At 64.3% G+C, this 26,459-nt stretch carries 26 protein-coding genes; 12 read left to right on the forward strand and 14 right to left on the reverse strand.

Annotated features, from left to right (window positions below; genetic code table 11):
• Positions 1-80 precede the first annotated feature (80 nt).
• Positions 81-1,544, forward strand: a complete 1,464-nt coding sequence (locus GGC64_RS07410) for an O-antigen ligase (RefSeq protein WP_192721749.1) — start codon at positions 81-83, stop codon at positions 1,542-1,544.
• A 24-nt stretch (positions 1,545-1,568) separates the two neighbouring features.
• On the opposite strand, the gene GGC64_RS07415 is transcribed toward GGC64_RS07410, so the two are convergent.
• Positions 1,569-3,017, reverse strand: coding sequence for a hypothetical protein (locus GGC64_RS07415; protein WP_192721750.1), 1,449 nt, complete (start codon positions 3,015-3,017; stop codon positions 1,569-1,571).
• A 605-nt stretch (positions 3,018-3,622) separates the two neighbouring features.
• Between GGC64_RS07415 and GGC64_RS07420 the strand changes: the two genes are divergently transcribed.
• On the forward strand, positions 3,623-4,960 hold the full coding sequence (locus GGC64_RS07420) for a cellulase family glycosylhydrolase (protein WP_225951197.1): 1,338 nt from the start codon (positions 3,623-3,625) through the stop codon (positions 4,958-4,960).
• Here the strand turns inward: GGC64_RS07420 and GGC64_RS07425 are convergent, their stop codons facing one another.
• Positions 4,961-6,091 (reverse strand): glycosyltransferase, encoded by a 1,131-nt coding sequence (locus GGC64_RS07425; RefSeq protein ID WP_192721751.1) that lies wholly within the window; start codon positions 6,089-6,091, stop codon positions 4,961-4,963.
• Entirely contained in the window at positions 6,036-7,208 is a 1,173-nt protein-coding gene (locus tag GGC64_RS07430) for a lipopolysaccharide biosynthesis protein (protein WP_192721752.1), read from the reverse strand. The genes GGC64_RS07425 and GGC64_RS07430 overlap by 56 nt, the downstream gene beginning before the upstream one ends.
• 463 nt (positions 7,209-7,671) lie before the next feature.
• Between GGC64_RS07430 and GGC64_RS07435 the strand changes: the two genes are divergently transcribed.
• Positions 7,672-8,310, forward strand: coding sequence for a hypothetical protein (locus GGC64_RS07435; RefSeq protein ID WP_192721753.1), 639 nt, complete (start codon positions 7,672-7,674; stop codon positions 8,308-8,310).
• Between the two features lies 1 nt (position 8,311).
• Here the strand turns inward: GGC64_RS07435 and GGC64_RS07440 are convergent, their stop codons facing one another.
• Genes GGC64_RS07440 through GGC64_RS07455 form a run of 4 tightly spaced genes read right to left on the reverse strand, consistent with a single transcriptional unit; the run spans position 8,312 to position 12,174 of the window.
• Positions 8,312-9,427 (reverse strand): glycosyltransferase, encoded by a 1,116-nt coding sequence (locus tag GGC64_RS07440; protein WP_192721754.1) that lies wholly within the window; start codon positions 9,425-9,427, stop codon positions 8,312-8,314.
• A complete protein-coding gene (locus GGC64_RS07445) occupies positions 9,427-10,110 on the reverse strand; it encodes an acyltransferase (protein WP_192721755.1) in 684 nt (227 codons plus the stop codon). Before GGC64_RS07445 ends, GGC64_RS07440 begins: the two co-directional genes overlap by 1 nt.
• On the reverse strand, positions 10,046-11,035 hold the full coding sequence (locus GGC64_RS07450; RefSeq protein ID WP_192721756.1) for a GDP-mannose 4,6-dehydratase: 990 nt from the start codon (positions 11,033-11,035) through the stop codon (positions 10,046-10,048). Before GGC64_RS07450 ends, GGC64_RS07445 begins: the two co-directional genes overlap by 65 nt.
• Positions 11,035-12,174 carry a glycosyltransferase gene (locus GGC64_RS07455; RefSeq protein WP_369434942.1) on the reverse strand — a complete coding sequence of 380 codons (1,140 nt, stop codon included), beginning with the start codon at positions 12,172-12,174 and terminating at the stop codon, positions 11,035-11,037. The genes GGC64_RS07450 and GGC64_RS07455 overlap by 1 nt, the downstream gene beginning before the upstream one ends.
• 802 nt (positions 12,175-12,976) lie before the next feature.
• On the opposite strand from GGC64_RS07455, the gene GGC64_RS07460 reads away from it, so the two are divergent.
• The 4 genes from GGC64_RS07460 (at position 12,977) to GGC64_RS07475 (ending at position 16,398) form a co-directional block, all read left to right on the forward strand.
• Complete coding sequence (locus tag GGC64_RS07460; RefSeq protein WP_192721758.1) at positions 12,977-13,777, forward strand: methyltransferase domain-containing protein; 801 nt, start codon at positions 12,977-12,979, stop codon at positions 13,775-13,777.
• Positions 13,778-13,841: 64 nt separating this feature from the next.
• On the forward strand, positions 13,842-15,482 hold the full coding sequence (locus tag GGC64_RS07465) for an acyl-CoA carboxylase subunit beta (protein ID WP_225951198.1): 1,641 nt from the start codon (positions 13,842-13,844) through the stop codon (positions 15,480-15,482).
• Positions 15,479-15,757 carry an acyl-CoA carboxylase subunit epsilon gene (locus GGC64_RS07470; RefSeq protein ID WP_192721759.1) on the forward strand — a complete coding sequence of 93 codons (279 nt, stop codon included), beginning with the start codon at positions 15,479-15,481 and terminating at the stop codon, positions 15,755-15,757. The genes GGC64_RS07465 and GGC64_RS07470 overlap by 4 nt, the downstream gene beginning before the upstream one ends.
• Entirely contained in the window at positions 15,754-16,398 is a 645-nt protein-coding gene (locus GGC64_RS07475) for a nucleoside triphosphate pyrophosphatase (protein WP_192721760.1), read from the forward strand. The genes GGC64_RS07470 and GGC64_RS07475 overlap by 4 nt, the downstream gene beginning before the upstream one ends.
• An 80-nt stretch (positions 16,399-16,478) precedes the next feature.
• Here the strand turns inward: GGC64_RS07475 and GGC64_RS07480 are convergent, their stop codons facing one another.
• Complete coding sequence (locus GGC64_RS07480) at positions 16,479-17,459, reverse strand: NAD(P)-dependent oxidoreductase (protein WP_192721761.1); 981 nt, start codon at positions 17,457-17,459, stop codon at positions 16,479-16,481.
• Positions 17,452-18,798, reverse strand: coding sequence for a nucleotide sugar dehydrogenase (locus GGC64_RS07485; protein WP_225951199.1), 1,347 nt, complete (start codon positions 18,796-18,798; stop codon positions 17,452-17,454). The genes GGC64_RS07480 and GGC64_RS07485 overlap by 8 nt, the downstream gene beginning before the upstream one ends.
• 120 nt (positions 18,799-18,918) lie before the next feature.
• Between GGC64_RS07485 and GGC64_RS07490 the strand changes: the two genes are divergently transcribed.
• Together GGC64_RS07490 and GGC64_RS07495 are read left to right on the forward strand one after the other, a co-directional pair.
• Positions 18,919-19,806: a sulfurtransferase gene (locus GGC64_RS07490; protein WP_192721763.1), complete on the forward strand. Its 888-nt coding sequence runs from the start codon at positions 18,919-18,921 to the stop codon at positions 19,804-19,806.
• Positions 19,803-20,228 carry a SufE family protein gene (locus tag GGC64_RS07495; protein ID WP_192721764.1) on the forward strand — a complete coding sequence of 142 codons (426 nt, stop codon included), beginning with the start codon at positions 19,803-19,805 and terminating at the stop codon, positions 20,226-20,228. The genes GGC64_RS07490 and GGC64_RS07495 overlap by 4 nt, the downstream gene beginning before the upstream one ends.
• Before the next feature lie 3 nt (positions 20,229-20,231).
• On the opposite strand, the gene GGC64_RS07500 is transcribed toward GGC64_RS07495, so the two are convergent.
• Positions 20,232-20,918, reverse strand: a complete 687-nt coding sequence (locus GGC64_RS07500) for a DapH/DapD/GlmU-related protein (protein WP_192721765.1) — start codon at positions 20,916-20,918, stop codon at positions 20,232-20,234.
• 200 nt (positions 20,919-21,118) lie between these two features.
• On the opposite strand from GGC64_RS07500, the gene GGC64_RS07505 reads away from it, so the two are divergent.
• Positions 21,119-22,918 (forward strand): acetyl/propionyl/methylcrotonyl-CoA carboxylase subunit alpha, encoded by a 1,800-nt coding sequence (locus GGC64_RS07505; RefSeq protein WP_192721766.1) that lies wholly within the window; start codon positions 21,119-21,121, stop codon positions 22,916-22,918.
• A 1-nt stretch (position 22,919) separates the two neighbouring features.
• On the opposite strand, the gene GGC64_RS07510 is transcribed toward GGC64_RS07505, so the two are convergent.
• Positions 22,920-23,615: an SDR family oxidoreductase gene (locus tag GGC64_RS07510; protein WP_192721767.1), complete on the reverse strand. Its 696-nt coding sequence runs from the start codon at positions 23,613-23,615 to the stop codon at positions 22,920-22,922.
• A gap of 16 nt (positions 23,616-23,631) precedes the next feature.
• Here GGC64_RS07510 and GGC64_RS07515 point away from each other — a divergent pair, with 16 nt between their 5' ends.
• A complete protein-coding gene (locus GGC64_RS07515) occupies positions 23,632-23,943 on the forward strand; it encodes a hypothetical protein (RefSeq protein ID WP_192721768.1) in 312 nt (103 codons plus the stop codon).
• Here the strand turns inward: GGC64_RS07515 and GGC64_RS07520 are convergent.
• Positions 23,940-24,482, reverse strand: coding sequence for an NTP transferase domain-containing protein (locus GGC64_RS07520; protein ID WP_225951202.1), 543 nt, complete (start codon positions 24,480-24,482; stop codon positions 23,940-23,942). The genes GGC64_RS07515 and GGC64_RS07520 overlap by 4 nt on opposite strands.
• Positions 24,483-24,755: 273 nt before the next feature.
• Between GGC64_RS07520 and GGC64_RS07525 the strand changes: the two genes are divergently transcribed.
• Complete coding sequence (locus GGC64_RS07525; protein ID WP_192721770.1) at positions 24,756-25,196, forward strand: STAS domain-containing protein; 441 nt, start codon at positions 24,756-24,758, stop codon at positions 25,194-25,196.
• Here the strand turns inward: GGC64_RS07525 and GGC64_RS07530 are convergent.
• Both GGC64_RS07530 and GGC64_RS07535 read right to left on the reverse strand, forming a co-directional pair.
• On the reverse strand, positions 25,167-25,958 hold the full coding sequence (locus GGC64_RS07530) for an RNA polymerase sigma factor SigF (RefSeq protein ID WP_192721771.1): 792 nt from the start codon (positions 25,956-25,958) through the stop codon (positions 25,167-25,169). The genes GGC64_RS07525 and GGC64_RS07530 overlap by 30 nt on opposite strands.
• A complete protein-coding gene (locus GGC64_RS07535) occupies positions 25,955-26,389 on the reverse strand; it encodes an ATP-binding protein (protein WP_192721772.1) in 435 nt (144 codons plus the stop codon). The genes GGC64_RS07530 and GGC64_RS07535 overlap by 4 nt, the downstream gene beginning before the upstream one ends.
• Between the last annotated feature and the right edge of the window lie 70 nt (positions 26,390-26,459).

Genomic DNA, 26,459 nt, shown 5'->3' on the forward strand with positions numbered 1-26,459 from the left:
CGGGTTGTCGCGCCCGCGGCGCCTATGAACTTCTTGGGGCAAGCTGGTGTCGCGTCGCTCGACCTGACACCATAGACCCCGTGAAGCCCCGCTGGAATCTGCTCGGCAAATACATGTTAGCCGTCGCAACGGTTGCTGCAGTCCCCGCAGGGGTCTGGGCGGTCATCAGCCAAGGCAGGATGCCGACCTTTGGCCTGGTGGCCCTCCTAGCGTTCGTCGTCGGGGTCTACGTCGGTTTGCGGCACCCGCTGTGGCTCTTCTGGGGCCTGGCCATCGTGATGGGCGCAATCCCGTTCGGATACCTGCCCGGCGTGCACGTGCCGATGTATCTGTTGTTCGCTGCAGGGGTTCTGCTCGCCGTACTGATTCATACCACCGAGCGCAGCTCGCTCAACAGGCTCGAAGTTGCGGTGTTGCTGTTGGTTCTCGCGTCGGGCATCTCGGTGATCGCCACCGGTATCTCACTGTTCAGCTTGATGTCGTTCACCAGGTGGGCCATCGCCACCCTGCTGGTCGTGGCGCTGCTGCGGCTGTCGCGGGAAAACCTGGCCAAATTCGGGCGGGTTTTCGTGGTGTCGGCCTCGGTCAACGCCCTCGCCGGCATCGCCATGGCCACCGTTGACCAGCAACAACGCATCCTGAAACCACTCAAGGTATTCGGCTACGGCGTGGGCGCCGAACTGCGTCAGAACACCGCGCTCTACGTCTACTCCGATGAGGGCTCAGGCGTGGTCGGCAAGACGATCCGGCTCGGCGGCACCTGGGTGCTGCCGAACAGCGCGGGCTTCTGCCTGACGATCGCCTTGGTGATGTGTCTCGTCCTGTTCCGCGGCTGGATCCGCGTGTCACTGTCGGTGATCCTGTTCGCGGCCATGCTGCTCACCTTGAGTAGGGCCACCCTGTTCAGCGTGGCCGCCGGGCTCGTGCTGGTGTTCCTGTTCCACAGCATGCGGGCGCGCGATCGCCAGGTCGCGATAGGCGTGGTGGCCGTCGGCGCCGCCGCCGCGTTCCTCACCCCGATGATCCGCGACCGCATCCTCGCGTCGTTCGCCAGCGAAGACAAAGGCCGATCGGACCGCGTGGCGGCGCTGCACAATTTCCCGCACCAACTGTCCGGACATTGGGTTTTCGGCCTGGGCTGGGATCGACCCGAATTCCGCAGTGGACAAGCGGCCCAGTCGCTCAACTACGTGTCGAATGCACCGCTTTTGACGGTCTATCGAGGCGGCATCATCACCGGCCTGGTGTTTGTCACCATCCTCCTTATCGGCTGTTTCTTGGGGTACCGCGCGATGCGCTCCCCATCGCTACCGAATGCCGTTTTCGGCGGTGTCTTCATCGGCACAGCCGTCGTTTATATGAATTTGGCTCAGTCGGTCGTCGACATGCCGGTGATGGCATTGCAGTTCGCGATGTTCCTGGCGTTTATGGTCTACGTCGACCAATCGCGCAGATTGGCGAAAGACGAAGCGGCGCCTCGCGAAACCGCCGCCGGGCCACCGGCCGCAGCGCCGACGCAGCCGGTGCCTGCCGGCGCCCGATAGCGCGGCCGGCTACCGCTACGCCGTTCAGTCGAAGAGGCTGGGCAAGCCCTGCATCGAGGCCGCGGGTTCGACACCGAGCACGTTGGCCAGCAGCGAGGGAGCGACGTCCAGGACGTCGACCTCCTTGCGCGACGGATCGCGGGTCACGCCCGCTCCATAGGCCAGCATGATGCCCTCGGGGATGTGGTAAGCGGTGTTGTCGCCACCGACCCGCGACCGGATGATGAAGCCGAGATCCGCAGGGCTTGCGGTCACGTCGCTTTCGGCGCCGGCAGGGCGGAAATGCACCGGCAACGACAGCTCCTGCTGGTCGACCGGATTGTCGATCACGTTGGCGATGCCGAACGTCACCGTGCGGCCTTCCACCCGGAACCGGCCGAACAACTGCCCGATGCCTTCGACCACCACGGACTCGAGCGGCTTGATCGCGGCCTGCGCCTGCGCCTCGTCTGCGAACACCAACGACAGGTGTGGGTACATCGTCAGGCCAAGCTCGGCGGGTGGCAGCCCCAGCCGCGACACCAGCTTGTCGTGTTCGTCGAGGACGAAAAGGCCGATGTCGGTGAACCGCGGATCGACCGGCCCCTGCCCCATGCTCGCGGCCAGTACCAGCATCGAATCTTGGTGCGACGCCAGGTATTTGCGGATACGGCCCAGGTGGCGATCGGTGAAGTCCATAGCCGTCAGGATGAAGCTGCCGTACACCTCGTCGGCGGTGTAGTCATGCTCGTCGGTGTAGCCGGGCACCGCGTCACCCCAGAAGCGGTGCATCATGCTCGCGACGTGGTTGGTGAAGAAGATGGACAGCCGCGGCTGATGCTTGCGATGCAGTCGCCAGTACAGGTCGAAGCTGGGCAACACCTGCATGGAGGCTCGAAGCTGCTTGTAGCGCTCGTCGCGCACCTCGCGAACCAGATGGGTGCCCAGTGTCGTCGCTGAGTGCGGGGTGAGGCCCTGACGCAGCAGATCGACGCCAGTCCCCAAGAGCGACTTCGGATTAAGGGCGGCATCAGACGAGAAGCCGTTCTGGCCCGTCATCGCCAAGTTGAACGCCTGAAACCTGCTCAACGACTCCGGGTAGGTCTTGCTGTCCTGGCTGAAAGTGTCCGGAACGTAGAAGCCGCCGTGGCGGAACTGACGTGCGGGCCAACTTTGCAGCGGCCCGAACAGACCGACACTCAGCCCCGCGCGCTCGGCCACGTCCCAGATCGGATCGCCGCGGAAGGTGGCCGGATCCTGGCCCAGGTCAAAGGAATTGTGGTCGTACGTCGAATTGTGAAGCGACGGCCACGTGCGCCACGGCTGCAGACCCTGCAACTTCGGGTCGTCGGAATGCCGCGTCGTCAGTGACTGTCCGTTGTCCAGCAGCGCCGCGAAATTCGACTTCGGACGACGCTGTACGTAGTAGTCGACGATGCTCCAGGGCACTTCGTTGAGCTCGTAGAGAATCACGTCTCGCTTACGGCCGGCCATCGGCGCGTCCCCCTCGGGGTCGGTGGTTGCTGTAGCTGGTTGCGCTGTCACGCATCGTATCGGTTCTCGCCTGTCTTCACCGCATGTGCTGGCGGGGCCGAATTTTTTGCGGCCGTGTGGCGGATGCGGTTGCCGCCGAAATGGCGCAAATGTTAACAGCGTGACTGCCGAGGAAACTGTGACAAGACCCCGCAAAGCGGATTTACAGATTCCAGTCAATGATCCCGAATTTGCTAGAAATGCAGTTGGTATGCGTCGGCAATACGGATGCGCCCGTCGCCGCATTCTTTTGCGACACGCCCGACGGCACAGAAGCTGTGAAATTGCTGGTGGATGACCCAAACTTGCCGTGAATCAAGATCGGAATCCACCGTCACTCCTCGCCAACAAGACTTGGAGACATACTCGTGCGACGCGCGCATTATTGGGGTTCTCACCGCACCTTCTTTACGGTCACCATCGCTGTGGCAATTGCGATTATCTGCGTAACCGCAATTGCCGTGGTAATGCCGTCGGGCAAACCCCGGCAGGTGAATGTTATTGACGCCGCAGCAATTAATCCGCTGCCGACAACAATCGGTTTTGCGGATGCCGACACTTACGGCATGACGCAGGCCGATGTCGACAAAACGGCCGCGAAGTGGGCGTTGACCAAAGTCGACACGGTACGGGTGATGATCCCGTGGGCCGGGGTGGAACCCATTCGCGGAGGCACGCTGAATTGGGCCAACGTCGACAAGGTCGTCAATGCCGCAGTGGCGAAGAACCTGGCCGTCATGGGATTCATCAACTCGACTCCATCGTGGGCGGTGGCGCCAGGTGGCCGACCACTCAGCGGTCGGCCGGCATCACCCGATGTGTATGCGGACTTCGCCGCGAAAGTGGCCCAGCGTTATCAGGGCAAGATCGCGGCATACGAAATCTGGAATGAGCCCAACGCGATCACCTTCTACACCCCCACCCCTGATCCGGCCGGCTACACCGATCTACTCAAGGCGGCGTATCCAAAAATCAAGGCGGTCGATCCGTCGGTCACGATCATCGGCGGTGTACTGGGCGCGGTCATCGACTTCGGAAGCGCGACCATCAATCCGGTCCGCTTTGTCAGTGAGATGTACGCCGCGGGCGCCAAGGACTATTTCGATGCGCTGTCATTTCATCCGTACCACTACACGCTGAAGTTCTCCGACGGCGTTCCCGTCGCCAATTCGCCGGTAAACCAGCTGATGGGTATGCGCCAGGCGATGGTCGCCAATGGCGACAGCGCCAAAAAGATCTGGTGCACCGAATACGGCCAACCGACGTCGAAGGTCAGTGAGGCCGATCAAGGCGCATTCATCAAGGACGTGCTGCTCAAATGGCAGGAAATGCCCTACACCGGACCGGTGTTGATCTACACGACGCGCGATCGGGCGACGGGTAGCACCGACGCGCAGGACACCTTTGGTGTTTACCACAGCGACTGGACCCCCAAGCCGGCTCAGCAGGTCATGTTGTTTGCGCCCGGTAAGTCCTTGGAGTTCACCAGGTTCGCCAAGCAGACCAGCCCTGATCTGGGTGAGGTGCTGAGTCCCGTGTTCCGGGCAACGCCGACCGTGTGGGCGCAAATGCGTTCTGTGAGCACGCTTTACGAAACCCCGAAGGCCAGCATGTTCATCACCTCACCGACGCAGATCGCGCAGTTGCTGATACCCAAGAAGGTGGCGCCGACCACCCAGTTCGCCAACGGGATGCAGGAGTTCGAGAGCGGCATCAAGGCGTGGTGGTCCCAAGCAACCGGGGCGCACTGGCTCGACGGCCAGATGGCCGCGGCCTACGTGCCCGCACTCGGGCTGGCGACCAGCGACAAGTATGCGCCTCAAAGTGGAACCGCCAGAATGGATTTCGAACACGGCTACATCACCTGGGCGCCGTTTACCGGCGTCAAGGTGGTCCTCACCTGATCAGGCGGCGACGGCCTCGGCGCGCAGCAGCGCTTCGACCGCGCGATGCGGCCGTCGCTCCTCCCAGCGCCGCTTGTTGATTTCGTACAGCCGGCCGGCGGCCTCGACTGCGGCCTGCTTGTCGAGAAGGTACCGACGGCATTCGTCGACGAAACCGTCGTCGTCGTCGAAGGTTTGCAGGCCGAAGAGCGAGCCGAGGTCACCGACGGCCGCGCTGGTGCCAACGACAGGCAACCCCATCCGCAGCGAGTCGAGGATCTTGACGCGCACACCGCCGCCGGTCTTGATCGGGGCCACCAACGCTCGGCAGGTCCCGAGGAACTCCCCTAGGTCGTCCACGAATCCGAGGTCGCGCACCCCTTCGGGATAGACCGGGTCCGCGGCGCCGGGCTTCTTCTTCCCGATCACACACAACTCCGCGTCGGGAATGCCCGCCGCGATGCGCGGCCACAGCCGCAAGGCATACAAAAACGCCTCTTGGTTCGGCGGCCAGTCACGCAGGCCCATGAAAACCAACCGGCGCGGCGACGTCGAGACGTTCACGGGCTCGACCGGCGGAAGTGTCAGGTCGAGCCAGCGAGCACGCGGCACCCCATTGGCCCGGTAGAACTCGGCCTCCGGTTCGTCATAGGTGCCGACGGCGTCGGCGGCGCGGGCGACGCGCACTTCATCTCGTCGCAGCCGCGGCGCCTCCAGCCGACCGAGCGCACCTCGACTCGCCCGCCACACCAGCGCCTCGCTGACGTTCGTGTTGACGATCAGCCGCGCACTACGAAATTTGTTGCTGCGCAAGAAAGATTCGGCCATATAGCTGTGCTCGGCGACGAAGACGTCGGAGTCGGCGGCGTCGATCGCGGCCACCAGAGGCGCGGTGTCGAAGCGGACGTGAACGAGGCTGCGACGCTTGCGAACGGCGTCGGCGAGCAGTTGCACGGGTTGCACCTTCGGCTTGGGGATCCGCGTAACGGCAATGCCGCCGGGCAGCTCCGCCGGACCCACCTCGCTGGACAGGCACACCGCCGACACGTCGTAGGCATCGGAGGCGAGCTGCATCATCAGCCTGCCGAGTTCGACGTCACCCGCCCTCTCGGTCACCGGGTCCTTCGACAACAGGAACGTCGCTCTTGGCATTCCACCTCCCCCCGTAGATCGCCATCGTGAAGATCACCAACAGCAGGAGGTCGCTCACGGACGTCGCGATCGCGGCCCCGACCGCGCCAAGGGGTGATGCCAATGCGGCCAGGATGCCGAATTTGACTGGCACCAAACCGATCACGGAGGTCAGCCGGATCACGTCTCGCCGCTGGGCATAGAGAATGAAGGTGAAGACCATGATGATCGTGCGGAACGTGGCGTATGCCGACATCACAATCATCGCGATCGCGAGTTGACGCGGAACCGGCGTGAACAACAACACGATCCCGGTGATCAGCACGATCACGCCGCCCGCCAAACCTATTGCGACAGTGAGGCGCAGCGGCGGCCCCGTCTTCACATCGCCACCGCTGTCGCGCAGGGGCTGGGTATACGTCGCGCCGAAGGCTTGGCCGACATAGCCGATGGCCGAGGCGAGCACCCACGTCAGGTTGTAGTACCCGACGACGGTGGTGTCGGTGAGCCAACCCAGAAGCAGGATGTCACCCTGAAGGAAGGCCGCGGTGCCCAGCATCTCGCCCGAGAGCACCAGGATCGTCCGAATCGGCCCAGGCCACTGGGGGCGGTGGCCGCGGACGGTGACGGCGGCCAGCACTGCGATCACCACATAGGGGATGCAGTAGGCGATGCTCGCACCGAACAAGTTGGGTCCGTCTGCCGAAAACAGATGCGCACCGAACAGGTAGGCGCAGCCGGCCACGACGCTGCCGATCTGCCGGCTGGTGTCGATCCGAGAGGTGCGGTGGGGGTCTCCTTCGCGCAGTGCGCGCGCCTTGTAGGCACCCACACACAGCTCGCCTCCGGCCGCGAGGATGCCGAACCAGAGGATGTAGTTGATCGGCAGGAAGACCTGTGCGATCACCATCAGCGCGACACCGAGCAGATATCGGCTGGCGCGCTCCCGGACGAAGTCCTCCTCCGGTTCGCGAGCGGCACGCACCACGTACGGGTTGTTCAGGGTCTGCCCCAGCACCGACGTGACCGCGAACCCCAGGCTGTACAAGCCGTACTGGCTGATGCCCAGCTGGTGGATCATCGCCAGCGTCCACAGCAGACCCGCGGCGCGGCCGCCGTAGACGAACATCAGCGACATCAGCGTCTTGACGGACCGGCGGGTGCCCGCTTCTGGCGCGGTCAGCTCAGGCCCCCTGTTTGCAAGCTGATATCAAGCTGACAATCCCTTTGAGTGGCGGTGCGGCCGTTTTCTGCGGCCGCGTGGCGATAGCGGATTATTTTTTCCGAACTAGATGGAACCGCAAACTCGCCATGGTGACAAGCCGGGCACAGTCGTTCACCCCATTTGCCCTGGCCACGAATGTCGACATGAAGTTGCTGGGAGTCTGCCTGCGCGCCTTCGCGGCATGATCGCAAAACGCGCCCGCGGCTCGGATTGGCATGGCCGATTATCGCGATCTTCCCTGCGCCCGGCCGATACCCGGCCCCTGCGGGCGACCACCGGGCCTATCGAGTAGGCTGTGCCGACCATCGTTCGCCTTCTGCGGGAGTAACGCGTGAGTATTGCTGGGACCCTGAAATTTCTCGTTCTGCAGCGGGTTATGGACTTCCCTGTCCCCGATAGTCCGTTTTTTTACGGCACCGACGGCAAGGGCGACGAAGGTCTCGCCTTTTTCCTCGAGACACTTAAGGGCTCGAAGCGCTACCTGGAATTCGGTACCGGCGGCTCCACGTATTTGGCCGCGAAACACGGCATCGAATTCATCGCCGTCGACTCGGACCCGTTCTTCTTGAAGAGCGTCCGCAAGAAGATCAGCAGCGCTGGGCTGGAGCGGCCGACCGGCCAGACGTACCGCTACGGCGACATCGGATTGACCGGCCATTGGGGTCGTCCCATCGGCTTGCGCGATCCGTCGCCGAAGAGGCTGGAGAAGTTCCGGCGCTACTCCGATCCCCCGGCCGAATGCCTCGAGGGCGGCCGCACCCCCGATTTCGTGTTGGTGGACGGGCGGTTCCGCGTTGCCTGCGTGCTCAAGTCGATTCGCATGCTGCAGAACGAGCGCGGCTGGACGATCGCGATGGACGATTACGGCGACCGGCCGCCATATCACGTGATCAATGAGTTCGCGAACATCGACCGCCTCGTCGGCGGCCGGATGGCCGTGATCACCTCTCTCAAGGACTTCAGCCCCGAGCAACTCGACGCCGCGATCCGTAAGTACGAAATCGATCCCGAGTAACTCAGTTCGGCTGCGCGAGGATTCGCGTCCACAGCGCGGCGAACGCCTCTGCCGTGCGCGGTCCTGAGCGGTCCTGTCGCGTCTTCTCGGAATACTCGCCGAGCTCCGTCAGCCTCGCCTGATCATTGACCAGCTGCTCGATTGAGCGCGCCAATTCCGTTGCGACGGTTTCTGGTTGCGAATGGTCGACCGGCACGACGACGGCTCCGGCTTTTGTGTCCAGTTCAGCCAAAGCGCCGTAGCCGGTGGTCACGATCGGCGTGCGGTAGGCCATGGCGTGTGCCACCACACCCGACGCGGGATACGTCACGTCCTGCCAGTGCCGCTTGCCGTAGGGCACCACGATCGCGCGGACGGACTCGAAGAACGCGTCCTCTTGGGGACCGTCGACGGCGCCGAGGACTTCGATTCCGTCCTGCCGCGGCAGCGCCTCGGTGCCGCGGCCTGCGATCCGAATCAATATGTCATCGGGCAGGTGCCTGCGAATACCTTCGATCTGCTCGAATCCCTTGCCGCGGTAGACATGTCCGAAGAAGCCGATGGCTTTCGGGCGCTCCTGGACGGGCCGGATCGTCGGGCGGTCGCGCACGATGTGCGGGATGTGCACAGCGGACAGGCGGGGGTAGCGCTCTTCGATGGACCGCCTGCCCGTTTCGGTGAGCGCGACGAGCGTGCGGCCGGTGTAAACCCGGCCCTCCAGCGCTGTGGTCAGTTTCTGCGATGTGAAGTGCACACCGTGGAAGATCAGGCGGCTGCGGTGCAGGAATCGTGCCGACCACGGCCACCAAACCCCTTGGGGCGGATCGTGAATGGTCGCTGTCACCGGCACACCTGGTAGGCCCACGATCGACCAGAACGGCACAAACCCGCCGGCCGCCAACTCGGCGTGTACCAACACGCGGCCCTGCGGTGCGGTGGCGACGGCCTCCCTGACTTCCTTTCGGGCACGCCTGGCCTCGGCTACCCCGTCCTCGCCAGGCGACCCGCACCTGACCTCCACCACCTCACCGAAATGCCGGCGAACCGGCGTGATGAAGTCTTCGGAATAGTCGCCGACCGCGGTCTTGCCACGCGCGGGCGCGACGAAAACCAGCCGATAGTCCTTGAGGTCGGCCATCAGTGGAACAGCGGCCGATAGCTGGCGCTGTATTTGAGCGCCTCCGGATCCCGCTTGCCGATCACCTTGGCAGGCACACCGCCGACGACCTCGCATTCACCGACGTCCTTGGTGACCAGTGAGTGCGCCGCCACGACCGCGCCCCGATTGAGTATGCACGGCAACGTCATTGCCCTGCTGGCGATCCAGACGTAGTCGCATATGACGGTCGGGATGCCCGGGATCGGCAGGAAGTCGGGCTGGTTGATGTCGTGGCCGCCGCCGACGACGTGCACGTCGCTGGCGAGCGTGACGTTGTCGCCGATCCACACGCTGGCGCGCGCGTCGATCATGCACCGCATGCCGATAGTGCTGTTCTCCCCGATCCTCAAGAACTCGGGATCGAGGATCGTCGTGGTCCGCATGATCGACGACCCCTTGCCGATCTTGGCGCCTGCCAGTCGCAGGAAGCCCAACCGCACGGTGTGCGACGGGATGTAGGTGACGAACATGTTGTACAGCAGCGTGGCGAGGCGGTTACGTACCTTCCGGGGCAGGCTGATGTCCTGCATCTTGTAGCCGACGAGCTTCTCGCCGTCTTCGGAGAGCTGGATGACCGGCCCTGGGACGATCGTCAGATCAGGAGCGACCTCGAGCTTGCGAGCTATGTCCGCGGGATCCGCCTTCTGAGGTTCTTTCCACATGTGCCTGCTCCTGTCGTAAATCGGAAATCACCATCGCCTTGACGATTTCGTCGAAGTCAGTGGTCGGGCGCCAGCCGAGGACGTCGCCCGCCTTGGTGGCATCGCCGACGACCGCGGCGCCCTCGCGAGGACGCAGAAATGCGGCATCGGTCTCGACGTATGCCTGCCAGTCAGGAATACCTGCGGCACAGAACGCCGCGGCGACGAAGTCGCGGACCGAGTGGGACACACCGGTGGCGACGATGTAGTCGTCGCCCTTGCCGTGCAGCGCCATTCGATACATGGCGTCGACATAGTCGGGCGCCCAGCCCCAGTCGCGCTCGACACCGAGGTCACCGAGCACGAGCCGGTCCTGGCGTCCCGCGGCGATCGCGGCCACTGCCTTCGTGATCTTGCGAGTCACGAATCGCTCTGGGCGGCGCGGTGATTCGTGGTTGTAGAGGATCGCGTTGCAGACGTCGAGTCCCTTGTCGCGGTAGACCTGACACAACATGTGGCCGAACGCCTTGGACGCGCCATAGGTTGAGATCGGCCTCAGCGGGGTCTCTTCGGTCTGCGGCGACGTGTCGGCGCCTGCGAAGATCTCGCAACTCGACGCATTGACCATCGCGATCCGTCTGGCCGTGCGATCCTGCGCAACAATGCACGCATCGAGAAGGGCGGCGGTGGCAAGCGAGTTCACCCGCGTCGTCGTCGCCGGGTCCTGCCATGACGCGGCAACAGAGGAAACGGCGGCGAGGTGAAAGACGACGTCCGGCTTGACAGTGGTCATCAACGCGGTGAGTGCAGGGACATCGGTCAAGGCGTCGCGCGGAACGCCGTGCACGTCGAAGCCGTTGCGCTGCAACAACTGCGACAGGTAGTAGCCGTCCTGCCCGGTGATACCGGTGATCAGCGCCGTGCTGCTCGCGCCGACAATCGACATCAGTCGCCGGCCAATTCGTTCACGATGCCGTAGAGCCGCTCGGCGAAATGCTCTTCACTGAACTGCTCCACGTGACGTCGGATCTTGTCCGGATCGAACTGCATCTGCTCGAACCGGTCGATCGCCTCGGCGATGGCCTTGGGCTCCGGCTCGTCGAAGTACACCCCGGACAGGCCTTCGTCGACGGTGTCCAGGAACCCGCCCCAGCGCAGTGCGACGGTGGGCCGGCCGCGCAGCCCCGCTTCGATCGGCGTCAAACCGAAGTCCTCGTAGCTGGCCGCGATGAGCGCTTGGCAGTTCTCGTACAACCACGAGATCTGACCGTCGGTGAGGTCCGAGAGCATCAGCACGTTCGGCGTCTTGATGCCGCGCAGCCTTTCGGCCTCGGGTCCACGGCCAACCACCACCAGTTTGCGGTCGGTGTCCGCGAAAGCCCGGATGATGACGTCGACGTTCTTGTACGGCAGCAGCCGGGAGACGCACAGGTAGAAGCCGCCGTTCTCCGCGCCGGTGCCATTGAGGGCTGGAATCGTCTCGGCTGCAGCAAGATTCGCCGTTTCGGCGGGACCAAAGACCAGCTCGGACTCGATGCCGTATGCCTCGGTGATGCGTCCCTTGATCAGCGTCGAGATCGCCAGATACTTGTCGGCAGAGCGCGCCATGCGCCGATCCCACGCCTTGAGGTATGGGCTCGTTGCGGCGAGGCCGACGCGCTTGGCGAAGCTGGCGTCCTCACCGAGGTACTTGTCCGGCAGGTAGAGCCAGCGCGCGGGAGAGTAGCAATAGACGAGCTTGCGTCCCCTGGTGCGGAAGCCATGGGCCCATCCGCTGCTGCTGGTGAGGACCACGTCGGCATCGACGAACATCGACTGGGCGAACGCAGGCCAAATGGGCAGTCCGAGCCGATGGTGTTTGCGCAACGGCCCGATCTTGTTCGCCGCCGAAACCCGAATGTCGCGTTCGGCAAATTCCGGATAAGTCGTCGCCGGGTCGTATAGCAACGTGTAAATCGGTGCGTTCGGGAAGGCCCGGCTCATCGAAAGAACCATCTTCTCGGCGCCGCCCAACTGCGTGAGGTAGTCGTGGGCGATCGCCACCTTCGGGCCGTCGACACCGTCGTACCTGCGATCTGGTTGCACGCTGGTAATCCCCTTGAAAGGCTGTGCGGACGACGGACGGGAGTCGGCCGGGCCGGAGAGCGTGCCCGACGACTCCATTAGAACTGCAAACGTACCGTACTCACAACCCGTGCCAAAGATCGCCACGGCAAATCCCGGCAAATGGCGGATTGCGAGTTTCGGTCTACCGAGACGCCGTCCCCAACTGCCGCTTCGCGACCGTTACGAGCACGTCGTGCGGCAGCGTCACTCACACCCGTACACCTGGGCAAAACGGGCCGGTTGCGAATAGAATTCGGGCTGGTGCGTTGTTCGCCCACCGAACGCCTGGCGCACTGGACTGGGCGCGATGACGGAGTTGACGGGGCCGACTGCTGCTCGCCGCTACGGATGAGTTCTTAGCTTGACGGTGAGGTAAATTTTGCAGGCGCGCACGGACGCAGCCGTCGTCAATGACGATGGATTGGGAATCTGTCATGCGGTGAACGCAACTGCCAGACGTTTGCCCACCTGCCAACATCACGTCGAGCGGAGTCCCGCGGTGCGCTGGCCGAAAGCTGCTTTTGCGCACCCATCAAGTTACGGGTTATCGTGGATTCAATGGCGCGTGTGTTAGCCACCTGTGTGCGCGTCGGCCCGCAGTTTCTTCCAGCGGGAGAGCAAGGTCATTGCAAGTCCGGCGTGCTAGCCTCGGGAGTCTGGCAATTAAGTTTCTTTGCTAGGCAACTAACCGGCAAATACGCCACAGCAAATGGCGCCCGCTACCATTGACGATCATTACAATTTGACGCGACAAGCCCTACGACCTTATTGGAGTGCGCATATGGGCAAGCCCGGCGGCAACGTTGTCTACCAAGACATCGATGAGCTGTGGAACGGCTACGAGGACCTACTCGTCGACCTTGCCAAGCGGGAGGGCGTCAAGGCTGTCGCGGAGCTCGGAGGCGGTGCCAATCCGATCGTCGCCGAGTCCAAGTGGGATTTCGTACAGCAACGAGTGGTGCTCGACATCTCAGCGACCGAGCTCGACAAGAGCGAAGGCAATGTCGAGACCAGGGTGGCCGACCTTTGCCAGCCGATCGAGGACGGCCACAATCAATACGACCTCGTGTTCTCGAAGATGTTGTGCGAGCACCTGCCGGACCCGGTCACGTTCCACCAGAACTGCTTCAAACTCCTGCGCCCAGGCGGCCTTTCGGTGCATTTCTTCCCGACGCTGCACAGCCTGCCGATTCTGGTCAACCACCTGATCCCGGAGAAGCAGGCCCGGGCGCTGGTCCAGGTTTTCCAGCCGTGGCGGATTTCCGACCCCAAGCAGCAGAAGTTCCCCGCCTACTACCGCTGGTGCCTCGGCCCGTCGCGGCGTACCGCTAAGCGTTACGAGAGTGTGGGCTTCGAGGTCGAGCGCATCAACGCGACCTTCGGGCATGGTTACTACCGCCGGCTTCCGCCGCTGCACGCGCTCGAACGCCTCAAGATGAAGCTGCTGCACCGTCACCCGGTGCCATACCTGGCGAGCTTCGTCGTGGTCATCCTGCGCAAGCCTCATGTCGGCTACGGCAGCGGGTCGCTGTCGGCGAGCGCCAAGGTCTCCGAAACGACTCTGAAGAACGCGTCCGGCTAAACCGTCGCCACGGCGCGCAAGCCTGCCTAAGAAGACTTTAAGGGCGTTCGTTAACATCAGCACCATGACGAGCGTTTCCGAGCATCGGGCTGAGGCTGCGGCAGAGCACGAGATCGATATCCACACGACCGCGGGCAAGCTGGCAGACCTGCGCAAGCGGACCGAAGAGACTCTGCACCCGGTCGGTGAGGCTGCAGTCGAGAAGACCCACGCCAAGGGCAAGCTGACTGCTCGCGAGCGCATCCTTGCGCTGCTGGACGAGGACTCGTTCGTCGAACTCGATGCGCTGGCGCGGCACCGCAGCACCAACTTCGGCCTGCAGGACAAGCGTCCCCTCGGTGACGGCGTGGTGACCGGTTACGGCACCATCGACGGTCGCGAGGTCTGCATCTTCAGCCAGGACGCGACGGTGTTCGGCGGCAGCCTCGGCGAGGTGTACGGCGAAAAGATCGTCAAGGTCCAGGAACTCGCCATCAAGACCGGCCGGCCACTGATCGGCATCAACGACGGCGCGGGCGCCCGCATTCAGGAGGGCGTGGTCTCGCTCGGCCTGTACAGCCGTATCTTCCGCAACAACATCCTGGCCTCCGGGGTTATCCCCCAGATCTCGCTGATCATGGGTGCCGCGGCCGGTGGCCACGTGTACTCCCCCGCGCTGACCGACTTCGTCATCATGGTCGACAAGTCCAGCCAGATGTTCATCACCGGACCCGACGTCATCAAGACGGTCACCGGTGAGGACGTCACGATGGAGGAGCTCGGTGGCGCGCACACGCACATGGCCAAGTCGGGCACCGTGCACTACGTCGCTTCCGGTGAGCAGGACGCCCTGGAGTACGTCCGTGAGCTGCTGAGCTATCTGCCGAGCAACAACTACGCCGATCCGCCGCGCTACAACGTGCCGGTGCCTTCCGGCGGTATCGAAGAGAACCTGAACGACGAGGACCTCGAACTCGACACGCTGATTCCGGATTCGCCGAACCAGCCGTACGACATGCACGAGGTGATCACCCGCATCCTCGACGACGACGAGTTCCTCGAGGTGCAGGCCGGTTACGCGACCAACATCGTGGTCGGGTTCGGCCGGGTCGAGGGCCGCACGGTCGGCATCGTCGCCAACCAGCCGACACAGTTCGCCGGCTGCCTGGACATCAACGCCTCGGAGAAGGCCGCCAGGTTCATCCGCACCTGCGACTGCTTCAACATCCCGATCGTGCTGCTGGTGGACGTGCCGGGCTTCCTGCCGGGCACCGACCAGGAATACAACGGCATCATCCGCCGCGGCGCGAAGCTGCTGTACGCCTACGGTGAGGCCACGGTCGCGAAGGTCACCGTCATCACCCGCAAGTCCTACGGCGGCGCGTACTGCGTGATGGGGTCCAAGGACATGGGTGCCGACGTCGTGGTGGCATGGCCGACGGCCCAGATCGCCGTCATGGGCGCGTCGGGCGCTGTCGGGTTCGTGTATCGCCAGCAGCTGACGGAGGCCGCCAAGAACGGCGAGGACGTCGATGCGCTTCGCTTGAAGCTGCAACAGGACTACGAGGACACCTTGGTGAACCCGTACATCGCCGCCGAGCGTGGTTACGTCGACGCGGTGATCCCGCCGTCGCATACCCGTGGCTACGTCGCCACGGCGCTGCGACTGCTGGAGCGCAAGATCACTCAGATTCCGCCGAAGAAGCACGGGAACATTCCACTGTGAGCCGAGCGAACGATTCAGCAACTGTGAGCGACGAAAACGAAGTTGTGGCCACCGATCCGCACGCGCATGACCCGCACATCAAGGTGGTCAAGGGCGAGCCGACCGCTGAGGAGTTGGCCGCGGTGATCGCCGTGCTGGCCAGTGGTTCGGGCACCCCGCCCGAGCCGCGGGAAGCCGAGCAGAACCTGTGGGGCCATCCGGTGGACCGGCTGCGCTATGCAACCTTCAGCTGGCAGCGGGTGACGCTGCTGGAGCGGACACACATGCGGAAATGACCCGCTTGGTGCTTGCGTCGGCCTCACCAGGCCGTCGTAAGGTGTTGCGCCAGGCGGGAATCGATCCGCTGGTCATCGTCTCCGGGGTGGACGAGGACGCCGTCGTCGCGGATCTCGATCCATTGGCGACGCCAGGCGATGTGACGACGGCGTTGGCCACTGCGAAGGCGGATGCTGTCGCACATGTACTTGATCCGGAGGTTGGCGCCGATTGCGTTGTGATCGGCTGTGATTCGATGCTGTATCGCGACGGGGAGCTGTTGGGTAAGCCCGCGACTGCGGACGCGGCGCGTGAGGGCTGGCAGCGGATGGCAGGCAAGTCCGGCCAGCTCTATACCGGGCATTGCGTTATTCGGTTGTCAGGCAACAAGGTTACGTATCGCGCCGCCGACGCGGTCTGCACGACAGTCAACTTCGGCGTGCCCTCACCCGCTGATCTGGACGCGTATGTGGCCCGCGACGAACCGCTCGCAGTGGCTGGCGGTTTCACCCTCGACGGGCTCGGTGGCTGGTTCATCGATGGCGTGGAGGGCGACCCGTCGGCGGTGATCGGCATCGGCCTGCCGCTGACGCGACGACTACTCGGCCATGCGGGCCTGTCGATTTCGGACCTCTGGGCGGCGAACCCGCTCCCCTCTTAACGCGAGATTGCACTTATTGCGCGCCGCACTCGAAACTCCGCACGATAACTGCAATTTCGCGTCTGCTCGCGGGACAAGTGCTACATCAGGTCGTTGGCGGGGACATCGTTGCGATGCTCCCGATACCAGGCAACCGTGCGCTCCAGACCCTCATCAAGTCCCACGACCGGCGACCAGCCCAGTGCGCGCATCTTCGAAATGTCCGGGCAGCGGCGCTTGGTGCCGCCGTGTTGCAGTTCGCCCGGCTGGATGTCCAAGTCGATGCCGACGATCTTGCCGATGCGCGCGGCAAGGTCGCGAATCGTGATCTCCTCATCGCTGCCGATGTGGTAAATCTCGCGGTGCCCGCCCTTTTCGTACATCGTCAGGATCCCCTGGACGACGTCGTCGACATAGCAGAAAGACCGCGTCTCGGTGCCGTCGCCCTGGATCGGGAAAGTCCCGTCACCTGCCTCCTGCGCCGCAAGCGCCCGCATGATGAATTGGGGCTCCACATGCTTCCAGCCCATGTTCGGCCCAAAGACGTTGTGCGGCCGGAAAACCTGCACCTGTCGATAGTGGTCCTGGCCGTAGTTGAATGCGATCAACTCGCTGACGATCTTGCCGCCGCCGTATGAATACCGCGGATTGAGGCTGTCGGGCAGCATCAACGGGATGGTCTCCGGCGTCGGGATGATCGACGGCGTCTGATAAACCTCGGCCGTCGACGCGACCACCAGATCGGGCACACCGACTTCGCGGCCGGCGTTGGCGACCGCCAGCATGCCGAGCATGCCGACCTCGAGCACGAGTTCCGGTTGCTTGTAGAAGTTCTCGGTGCCGTTGACCGCCGCCAGGTGCATCACGACCTCGGCGCCCTTGAACGCCTTTTCCAACGCGCCCTGGTCGCGCACGTCGCACGTGAAAAGCTCGACCTCCGAAGCGACTTCGGCGAATCGGCTGGCATCGCCGCGCACCATCGAGTCGACTACCGCGACGTTCCAGCCGTCGGCCACCAGTCGCTTGACCAGATACGCGCCGATGAAACCGCCACCGCCGGTGACGACTACCCTCTTAGCCATCGATCGGCGCCCATCCGCTGCGGCCCACCGCGAAGTACGAATCGCCGAGTTCCGAAGCCGGCAGGTGGCTGAAGTGGTTCCAGTAGTCGAACACGAAGCCGTCCGGGCTGATGAACTCACTGATGGTGCGCGGCCCGATGGTGCCAAGCGAGGGATGGTTGTTCGCGATCACCACCACCGACGCGCCGCTGACCGCATCGCCGAACCGGTTGAACACTGCCTCGTCCGGAAACTCCGACGCCAATACTTCCGGCGAGGTCACCGGGTCGTAGACGCCGATCTCGGCATTCGGGTGCGCCTTCTTCAGCGCGTCGAGCACCTTGATCGACATCGACCCGCGCAGGTCGCTGGTTTCCGGCAGGCCCTTGAAGGCCATGCCGAGGATGCTGATCTTCAGCGGACCCGACGCCAGGTTGCGCCGGTTGATCTCGCTGCTGATGAACTGCACCGTCTCCTCGGGCTGGCGCTCGTTGACAAGTCGGCCCGCCGAGGTGATCTCCATCTCGATGCCCCGCGTGCGCGCACTCTCCATCAGGATGTGCGGATCCTTTTCCAGACATGGGCCACCGACGAGCCCCGGCAGCGGGATGTTCGTGCGGTTGTAGCCCAGCTTGCCCGCCGAGATCACCTCGTGCGCACTGACTCCGAACGCGTCGCACACCCGCGCGACCTCGTTGGCGAAGGCGAACTGCACATCACGGAACGTGTTGCTGACGAGCTTGATGATCTCGGCGGTCTCGATATCGGCGACCTGAACGATCGAAATGGTGAGCCGGCGAAATATTGCAGCGGCGCGATCTGCAACAGCCGGATCGTCGGCTCCGACAATTTGCGGCAATTCACGCAATTCCTGCAGCGCCTTGCCTTCCAGTGTGCGTTCCGGGCACATCGCGATATCGAATTTCTTGCCGCTGGCCGCCAGAATCGGCGCCACGACGTTGCGCGTCGTCCCGACTTTCACGGTCGATCGCAACAGCACCAGCGCCCCGTCGCGCATGTTCTCGGCGATGTCGCGGGCCGCACTTTCGATCATGTCGAGGCGCGCCACACCGTCAGGCGACAACGGCGTGCCGACCGTGATGATGTATGTGTCGCAAGAGAAGCTGTCATCGAAGCGTTCTGCGGCCACCAACTTTTTCGACCTGGTCACGCCTGCCAACGCGTCCGGCAGACCCGTCTCGGTGAAATGCGGCGTTCCCGCGTTTGTCATCTCGACGATGTCGGGGCGCTTCTCGACGCCGATGACCGTATTGCCGGCCTCGGCGAGAACGGTCGCCAAGGTCAGTCCCACATAACCGAGTCCGACGATTCCGACGTCGTAATTTGCTGGCCCAGCCATCATTCCTCAAGTTCCTTGCGCGGAGACGTTGCGACAACAGGTGTTCACAATACGTTGCCCCCATCCATTTGGAGCAGTGGGCGTGTGCTGTTTCGCACAGCGCCTGGGTAGGCTCGTGGTGTGCCGCTGCCTGCCGATCCCAATCCCGCCCTGCAGTCATATGCCCATCCCGAACGCCTGGTCACCGCCGACTGGCTCTCGGGCAATCTGGGCCGCCCAGGGCTCGCCATCGTTGAGTCCGACGAGGACGTGTTGCTCTACGACACCGGCCACATCCCCGGTGCGGTGAAGATCGACTGGCACACCGACCTCAACGATCCGCACGTTCGCGACTACATCAACGGCGAGCAGTTCGCCGAGTTGATGAACCGCAAGGGCATCGCCCGCGAAGACACCGTCGTCATCTACGGGGACAAGAGCAATTGGTGGGCGGCCTATGCGTTGTGGGTGTTCACGTTGTTCGGTCATCCCGACGTTCGGCTGCTCGACGGCGGCCGCGACTTGTGGATCTCCGACGGCCGCGACACCACGCTGGACGTCCCGTCCAAGCAGTCCACCGGATACCCGGTCGTAGAACGCGACGACGCACCGATCCGCGCCTTCAAGGAGGACGTGCTCGACATCCTCGGCAAGCAGCCGCTGATCGATGTCCGCTCACCGCAGGAGTACACCGGCGAACGCACCCACATGCCGGACTACCCCGAGGAAGGCGCGCTGCGCGGTGGCCACATCCCCACCGCACGGTCCATCCCGTGGGCCAAAGCCGCTCAGGACAACGGCAAGTTCCGCAGCCGCGCCGAGCTCGACGAGCTGTACGGGTTCCTCACCGCCGACGACAAGACGGTCGTGTACTGCCGCATCGGCGAGCGGTCGAGCCACACCTGGTTCGTGCTGACCCATCTGCTCGGCAAGCCGGGCGTGCGCAACTACGACGGCTCGTGGACCGAGTGGGGCAACGCGGTGCGTGTGCCCGTCGCCGTCGGGGAAGAACCCGGAAGCGCGCCATGACCATGCCGGCCGCGCTGGCCGAAGTCGTTTCGGACTTCCAGGACGTACAGGGACAGGACAAACTCGCCCTGCTGCTGGAGTTCGCCAACGAATTACCGCCGCTCCCAGCCGATCTCGAAGAGGCGGCGATGGAACCGGTGCCCGAATGCCAGTCGCCGCTGTTCCTTCACGTCGACGCGGGTGACCGCGACAAGGTCCGACTGTACTTCAGCGCACCGGCCGAAGCCCCGACGACGCGCGGCTTCGCCGCGATCCTCGCCGCGGGCCTCGACAAGCAGTCTGCCGACGACATCCTGGCCGTACCCGACGACTTCTACTCCGAACTCGGCTTGGCGAAACTGATCAGCCCGCTGCGGTTGCGCGGCATGTCCGCGATGCTGACGCGCATCAAGCGGCACTTGCGCGCGGCAACGCCTGCCTGACGATCAGAAGAACGGCAGCTTGTACTTGCCGCTGTACTGCAGGGCTTCCTTGTTGCGCTCACCGATGACCTTGGCAGGCACACCGCCGACGATCGCGAACGGCGGCACCTCTTTGTTCACCACCGAATGTGCGGCGACGACGGCGCCCCTGCCGATCAGGCTGGGCAGCACCATGGCGCGGCTGCCGATCCATACGTGATCGTCGATGACGATGGGATCCGGCGGGTTCGGCGCGGGCACGAAGTTGGGGTGGTTGATGTCGTGGCCGCCGGCGATGATCTGCGTGTCGCTGGCGATCACGACGTCGTCGCCGATCGCGATCCCTGCCCTGGCATCCAGCAGACAGCGGAACCCGATCGACACGTTGTTGCCGATCACGATGTATTGAATCGACCAGACGCCGGTGCCGCGGTTGATCGCGACGCCTTTGCCGATCTTTGCGCCGAACAGTCGCAGGTATCCCAGTCGGATGAAGTGGAACGGGATGTAGGTGACGACCGTGTTGTAGAAGTACGCCACGTACACGTCGGCGATCCTGCGGAACAGGGTTTCGCCCTCGAGCTTGTAGTTGACGATGCGACCGTCGGGTTCGGTGACCCACTCCATCTTCGGTGGGATCCGCACGTTCGGGTTGACTTGGCGCTTGCGGGCGATCATCTCGGGGTCTGAAGCTTGCGGTTCAACGAACAACGGGGCTCCCCTATGTGCATCAGCGATTTGCTGGACCGACAGCCACCTTAGCCCGGTGCGCGGTCAACCTTCCAAACTCACCGCGAATTTGCTCGCGGGCGTGCCGCACCCGCGGGTTGGGTAGGCAGTCATGCCCCTTAAACTGCGAGGCGCTACATTCTTAAAGACGTTTCTTAGAGAACATGCCATCAGGAGGCGAAGTGCCTAGTCACGCCAGCTCGAAGATCTCCAAGGTGCTCGTCGCCAACCGTGGGGAGATCGCGGTCCGGGTGATCCGGGCGGCCAAGGACGCCGGGTTGGCCAGCGTGGCCGTGTACGCCGAACCTGATGCCGACGCGCCTCACGTACGGCTCGCCGACGAGGCCTTCGCACTCGGTGGCCAGACCTCCGCGGAGTCCTACCTCGACTTCGCCAAGCTGCTCGACGCGGCCGAGAAGTCCGGCGCCAACGCGGTCCACCCCGGGTACGGATTCCTTTCGGAGAACGCGGATTTCGCTCAGGCGGTGCTCGACGCCGGGCTGATCTGGATCGGGCCGAGCCCGCAGTCGATCCGCGACCTCGGCGACAAGGTGACCGCACGCCACATCGCTGCGCGGGCCCAGGCCCCGCTGGTCCCGGGCACCCCCGACCCGGTGAAGAACGCCGACGAGGTCGTCGCGTTTGCCAAGGAGTACGGCGTGCCGATCGCGATCAAGGCCGCCTTCGGCGGCGGCGGGCGCGGCATGAAGGTGGCCCGCACCATCGAGGAGATCCCCGAGCTGTTCGATTCGGCGACGCGTGAGGCCGTCGCAGCATTCGGCCGCGGTGAGTGCTTCGTCGAGCGCTACCTGGACAAGCCCCGCCACGTCGAGGCCCAGGTCATCGCCGACCAGCATGGCAACGTCGTCGTCGCGGGGACCCGCGACTGCTCGCTGCAGCGCCGGTTCCAGAAGCTGGTCGAAGAGGCGCCCGCGCCGTTCCTGACCGACGCGCAGCGCAAGGAGATCCACGAGTCGGCCAAGCGCATCTGCAAGGAGGCCGGCTATTACGGCGCAGGCACCGTCGAATACCTGGTCGGCCAGGATGGGCTGATCTCATTCCTCGAGGTCAACACCCGTCTGCAGGTCGAGCACCCCGTCACCGAGGAGACCGCGGGCATCGACCTGGTGCTGCAGCAGTTCAAGATCGCCAATGGCGAGGCCCTGGACATCACCGAGGACCCGACCCCGCGCGGCCACGCCATCGAGTTCCGCATCAACGGTGAAGACGCAGGCCGCGGCTTCCTGCCCGCACCCGGCCCGGTGACCAAGTTCGAGCCGCCGAGCGGCCCCGGCGTGCGACTGGACTCCGGCGTGGAGAGCGGCTCGGTCATCGGCGGACAGTTCGACTCGATGCTGGCCAAGCTGATCGTGTACGGCGCCAATCGCGACGAGGCGCTGGCGCGGTCGCGGCGCGCACTCGCCGAGTTCAACGTCGAGGGCCTCGCGACCGTCATCCCCTTCCACCGCGCGATCGTGTCCGACCCCGCGTTCATCGGTGATGAGGACGGCTTCACCGTGCACACCCGCTGGATCGAGACGGAGTGGGACAACACCGTCGAGCCGTTCACCGGTGGCGACCCGATCGAAGAAGAGGACACCATCCCGCGGCAGACTGTCGTGGTCGAGGTCGGCGGCCGCAGGCTCGAGGTGTCGCTGCCCGGCGACCTCGCGATCGGCAACGGGGGCGCGCCCGCCGCCGGCGGCGGCGTAGTGCGAAAGAAGCCGAAGCCGCGCAAGCGTGGCGCACACTCCGGCGCGGCCGCGTCCGGTGACGCGGTGACCGCACCGATGCAGGGCACCGTGGTCAAGGTGGCCGTCGAAGAGGGGCAACAGGTTTCGGCGGGAGATCTCGTCGTCGTGCTCGAGGCGATGAAGATGGAGAACCCCGTGACCGCCCACAAGGACGGCACCATCACCGGGCTCGCCGTCGAGGCCGGTGCCGCCATCACTCAGGGAACGGTGCTCGCCGAGATCAAGTGATTCAGTCTGGAGTCACCAGGCTGCGTTCGGCCAGTTTCGCACCGAAGTACTCGGCGTCGGGGTCAACGACGACCGTCGTGTCGTCGTTGCGGCGCGCCAACGTGTCACGGGCCATCTGCTCGAACGAGATCTTCTGCGGCCCACCGATGTTCACGACGCCGTTGAGTGGGTCGGCGACGGCCGCACGGGCGACGACCCCGGCGACATCGTCCGCGGCGATCGGCTGAATCAACGCGTCCGGTACCCGGACCTGATCGTCGTCGGCCATCGAATCGGTGATGGCGTCGGTGAATTCGGTGAACTGCGTGGCCCGCACGATCGTGTATGGCAGGCCCGATTCGGTGATGATCTTCTCCTGCACCACCTTTGCCCGCATGTAACCGCTGTCGGGTAACCCGTCGACTCCAACGATCGACAGCGCCACGTAGTGGCCGACTCCGGCACGCGCCGCCACGACCACCAGATTGCTGGTCGACTTCTTGAAGAACTCCATCACGGGATCGTCCTCGAACGAGGGCGAATTGACGACGTCGACGAGCACGTCGGCGCCGCTGAGCGCCTCGGCGAGACCTGAGCCGGTGAGTACGTCGACGCCCGATCCGCGCGATGCGGCGACCACGTCGTGGCCCTCCGCGGTGAGGAGGTCGACGACCTTGGTGCCAATGAGACCGCTCGCGCCGATAACTGTGATCTTCATGCTTACCATCACACGCGTGGAGCCCGTCGAAATCAATGCAGGTGCTTGGTATTTGCGTATGCCGCGCGCGGATGACCGCGTGGACGACCGGCCCGCACTGGCCGAGCTGGGTGAGACCGACGACGACTACGTCCAAAAACGGGCTGCCCAGTGGGAGTCGGATACCACCTACACGTGGGCGGTGTGCGAGCCGACGACCGGCGAACTGGTCGCTGAAGTCACGCTGCAACCGGCGACCGGGTTGATCGGTTTGCGCGCGCGCCAGGGCCACGCCGAGGCGGCGCAGGCCGCAGGCGACGCGGTGCGGCGATTCGCCGACAGCCTCTAACGCGTGTCGATGTCCCGACCGGTCGCGAGATCCGCACAGTCGACCGCGATCACGTCCGTCCGCCTGCTCAGGAAAGGCCGCGCGCCCTCGTCACCACGAAGCGTCGCCAACAACTCCGGCCAGTGCTCGCGCGCTATGACGACCGGGTGCCCGGGCCTGCCGTCGTAATGCGCGCGGGCCAAACCGGAGGACGACGAGCGTGCCGCGTCCAGCACCCGTCGTATCGCGTCGGGGCCGGCGTCGGGGGTGTCGACTGCGTGCAAAACCGCGTACTGCGCGTCGACGGCCGCGATGCCCGCACGCACCGACGCGCTGAGCCCGTCTGCCCAGTCGTGCGCCAGCACGGCCCGCGCGGGCGCAGGTACGTCGACGATTGCGGCACCCAGCACCACGACGACGTCGTCGCACCCCCCGTCGTTCAGCGCAGCCACACAGGCACGCAGCCACCGACCGTTCTCGGCACGCACTTTTGGCATGCCGTAACGCGTCCCCGCCCCGGCCGCCAGCAGCACACCCGCCGCGGTGCCGCTGTTCTGCATGTGAACAGTGTGAAACATCGGCGGCCACCGATCCAGGCGACCGTTCGTACTGTTTCGGGTCTGAGCTGGGGGAACGAAAAACCTGGTAGATCGATTGCGACATGTTCGCGATTGGGCGTAGGGTCAAATCAGGTTGAGTTCACAGCCAGCGGAAGCGTCAGACGACGCGCAGGGTAGAGAAACCCGCCTTGTAGCGAGGCTTTGAGGACGCAGGGCCTAACAATTTGACGTGAACCACAGTACGAATCACGTATTCCCACTGATGGAGTCACAATGTCTACCCCCAATGTCCGTCCGGGCTCCCCGGGCGCTTTAATCGAACCCACCGACTGCCACGCGGCGCATTTCGCCACCCGGTGGTTGAAGCCTTCGATGGCCGTGATCACGGCGCATGGCGAACTCGATGCGGCAAATTCACAGCAGTTCGTCGACTACGCCTTGCGGCACGCACCGCACACCGACCGCTTGGTCTTGGACCTGACAGGCGTGGAGTTCTTCGGCACGGCAGGTTTTTCCGCCTTGCACACCCTGAACGTCCGCTGCGCTGCAGAAAAGATCGAATGGGCCATGGCGCCCAGCCCAGCGGTCAGCCGGCTCATGCGCATCTGCGATCCGGACTCGACGCTGCCCATTTGCGACGGCGTGGACTCAGCGCTGGCAGCCGTGCAGGGTGAGCCACGCCGGCTATTGCAGCTGGTCCCGAAGTCTCGCTAGGGATTTCGCCAACAACCTAGACACGTGCATCTGCGAGATGCCGACCCGCTCGGCGATCTGCGTCTGCGTCAACGATTCGAAGAACCGCAATAACAGCACGGTCCGCTCACGCTCCGGCAACGCAGCGAGCAAGGGCCGCAACGCTTCTCGGTTCTCGATCTGGTCCAGGCCGAGATCGACGTCGCCCAGCGTGTCGGCAATCGCAGGCGCATCCTCATTGCCGCTGCCACCGCCGCTGTCGATAGACAGGGTGTTGTAGGAGCTACCCGCGACCAGACCCTCGATCACCTCGTCGCGATCCATGTCGAGCTCGAGAGCGAGTTCGGTTGCCGTCGGGGCGCGGCCGAGTCGCTGCGACAGTTCCGCCGTGGCGGCACCCAGCCTCAAGTGCAGTTCCTTGAGCCTGCGCGGAACCTTGACCGACCAGCTGTTGTCGCGAAAGTGCCTGCGAACCTCACCCATGATGGTCGGCACCGCGAACGAAACGAAGTCCGATCCCGCATTGACGTCGAATCGGATCACCGCGTTCACCAGCCCGACGCGGGCCACCTGCACCAGATCGTCGCGGGGTTCGCCGCGGCCGTCGAATCTGCGGGCGATGTGATCGGCAAGCGGCAGACAGCGCTCGACAATCCGGTCGCGCTGACGCTGGAACTGCGCCGACGAATCGGGCAGCCCTTCGAGTTCGCGGAACATGGCTGCGACGTCCGCATATTCAGAGTTCGATCGTGACGATGAACCCTGGGCCGACGAGGGGGTCACTGCAGCGAACTCGCTCGCCTTGCCGTCATCGAGATTCCGAACACCCGCTCCTCCTCGGGGCCCTGCCCGTCTTGGAAGGTGCGCACCTCGTCGGTGAGTGAGCTCAACACATGCCAACTGAAGCTGCCCGGGGCAAGGATGTCCGGGCTCTTACACGTGGTCGACGCGTCGATGACCACCGCGTCGTCTCGCGGGACCACCACCAGCGAGAGCGTGGAATCCGGAACGGCCGATCGAATCAGCCGGGTGCAGGCTTCGTCCACGGCGAGCCGCAGGTCGGCGACGGCGTCGAAATCGAGGTCCTCAAACGTCGCGACGGCCGCCACCAAGGTACGCAGCACCGCCAAGTTCTCCAGCTTCGCAGCGACCCGGAATTCGACGGAACGGGCGCTGCGCGCCTGCCCGTTGTCTGTATTCGTGTCGTCGGCCATGTGACCTCCCGGAAATTTCCTCGCGACACTACCCCAGGTCGAATCCCAGCTAGTCACCGGAGCACCAACG

It is taken from the genome of Mycobacterium sp. OAS707, from assembly GCF_014873705.1.
Classification (GTDB): domain Bacteria; phylum Actinomycetota; class Actinomycetes; order Mycobacteriales; family Mycobacteriaceae; genus Mycobacterium.